We start from the raw sequence: 1,390 nt of genomic DNA on the forward strand, positions 1-1,390 counted from the left end.
CCGGGCGCCAGCTCGCGCGGCGCTGGGGCGCGGGTGCGGCCCGTCGTGCCTGCACCGCCGACGAGCGCGGCGTCCGGCGTACGCGGGTGATGCCGGTGAGCGCCGAGCCCTGCGCGAGCACGCGGGGGAGCGAGAGCAGCCAGATGCCCATGGACACGAACGCGGCCAACTCGAACAGGGCGAGGGTGATGAGGCCCGCGGTGAGCAGAACCATGCCCGTCGCGAGCAGTGCGACGCACAGTGCGGTGGCGCGGCGGAACCCGCGGGTGCGTCCGGGCAGACCGAGGGCGCTGACGACGATCGCGAGGAACGACAGACCGAGGCCGCTGGCGATGATGTCGTGCATGGCCGAGCTCACGGGGATCGGCACGAGCCCGACGGCGGTGAGGTGGAGCCCGGCGGACACCACGGATCCGCGGAGGGCTCGCGCCGTGCGGCGGCCGGTGTGCACCGGCAGCGCGACCGCGAGGAACACCCCGTAGGCGGCGAGGAAGAAGCCGGAGAACGTCACGGTCGCGTTGAACGTGCGGCCCGATAAGTCGGTGAACGTACCCAGCTGCGAGAAGTGGAGGTGCCACCACAGCGGGTCCTGGGTGGTGAGAGCGGCGATGATCACGCCGGCCGGAAGCGAGAGGACGGCCAGACGGCCGATGCCGTGCGCGACGGCGTGATGGTCGGGCACCGCGCTCGACCGCGCGGGGCGCGGCGGCGTCACGAGCGCGGGCGCGGACGGATCGGCGATCGCGTCCACGTCAAGAGGAACGGCTGGTGCTTCGGGTGCTTCGGGTGCGTCGGCGAGGGTCGTGGGAGGCATGCGACTCACGATCGGTTCGGTGGCGCACCTGCCGGTCCCGGGCCGCCCCCAACAGGACCCGAAACCGGGGCCCGCCATACGACAACAACAGAAATCCCCAGTCAGCGGCAAGCCGCTCAGTCTCACAGTAGCCCGGACAGCGGAGAGAACGCTGGTCGTCTTTCGCCTGGCTGAGGATTCCGTGAGCATGCGCGAAGGTACGCTGGTCCGGTCGGCTCCGGCCGCCGCGCGGGCTCGGGCGGTGTGCGAGTCCACACGGACGCACAACGAGGAACGCGCATGCCCAAGAACAAGAAACCGGCCGGCGGTCGCGCCGCCAAGAACTTCGATCCCCGGTACAACCCGAAGTACCGCTCCGCGAAGGACGCCGGACGCACGCGCGACGACGAGCCGAAGCGACGCCCCGGCGAGGCGTCCGCCGGGAAGCGGGGAAGCAGAAGCCCCGGTCATCGCGGCTATCGCGAGGGGCAGCAGGATGCCTCGCCCAAGCGTCGCTGGTCGGAGCAGGAGCGCGTCGGGCGAGATGCGGCGCGTGCGATCCGCACCCACGCCCGCGACGGCCGCACCGACACTGCG

At 72.0% G+C, this 1,390-nt stretch carries 1 protein-coding gene and 1 pseudogene; one reads left to right on the plus strand and one right to left on the minus strand.

The genetic code is table 11. The annotated features are described in order from the left end of the window. Positions 1-814 (minus strand): DUF998 domain-containing protein (locus EIO58_RS19060; RefSeq protein ID WP_240659006.1); only part of this gene is annotated, 814 nt, incomplete at its 3' end. 279 nt (positions 815-1,093) lie between these two features. On the opposite strand from EIO58_RS19060, the pseudogene EIO58_RS17965 reads away from it, so the two are divergent. Further along, positions 1,094-1,390 (plus strand): annotated as a pseudogene (locus tag EIO58_RS17965) (DEAD/DEAH box helicase); the annotation flags it as partial.

It is taken from the genome of Microbacterium sp. CPCC 204701, assembly GCF_004010105.1.
Classification (GTDB): domain Bacteria; phylum Actinomycetota; class Actinomycetes; order Actinomycetales; family Microbacteriaceae; genus Microbacterium.